At 47.5% G+C, this 628-nt stretch carries 4 tRNA genes; all 4 read right to left on the bottom strand.

The annotated features are described in order from the left end of the window. Positions 1–74: 74 nt before the first annotated feature. Positions 75–150, bottom strand: a tRNA-Phe gene (locus tag L4D12_RS25520). Positions 151–212: 62 nt separating this feature from the next. Further along, positions 213–288: transfer RNA gene (locus L4D12_RS25525), tRNA-Thr, on the bottom strand. A gap of 45 nt (positions 289–333) precedes the next feature. Next, positions 334–409: transfer RNA gene (locus tag L4D12_RS25530), tRNA-Asn, on the bottom strand. 6 nt (positions 410–415) lie between these two features. Further along, a tRNA-Phe gene (locus L4D12_RS25535) sits at positions 416–491 on the bottom strand. Positions 492–628 lie beyond the last annotated feature (137 nt).

Here is a 628-nt window from a genome sequence, read left to right on the forward strand (position 1 = left end):
GCAAGAAGACTTGAACTTGCGACATACGGATTAACAGTCCGCCGTTCTACCAACTGAACTAAAGGGGAATTGTATGGTGCCTCGAGGCGGAATCGAACCACCGACACGAGGATTTTCAATCCTCTGCTCTACCGACTGAGCTATCGAGGCAAAAGTGAAAGCGGTTAAGCTTTTACTTTTGCAATGTTGCTTTCGCAACGCTTGCTAAGAAATGGTGCCGACTACCGGAGTCGAACTGGTGACCTACTGATTACAAGTCAGTTGCTCTACCTACTGAGCTAAGTCGGCACACGAATCTTTTTTAGTCTTAAGCTCTAAAGCTCAACACTGAATTGGCTCCCCTTGCAAGACTTGAACTTGCGACATACGGATTAACAGTCCGCCGTTCTACCAACTGAACTAAAGGGGAATTGTATGGTGCCTCGAGGCGGAATCGAACCACCGACACGAGGATTTTCAATCCTCTGCTCTACCGACTGAGCTATCGAGGCAAAAGTGAAAGCGGTTAAGCTTTTACTTTTGCAATGTTGCTTTCGCAACGCTTGCTAAGAAATGGTGCCGACTACCGGAGTCGAACTGGTGACCTACTGATTACAAGTCAGTTGCTCTACCTACTGAGCTAAGTCGG

This window comes from Photobacterium nomapromontoriensis, assembly GCF_050336815.1.
GTDB classification, from domain to species: Bacteria; Pseudomonadota; Gammaproteobacteria; order Enterobacterales; family Vibrionaceae; genus Photobacterium; species Photobacterium nomapromontoriensis.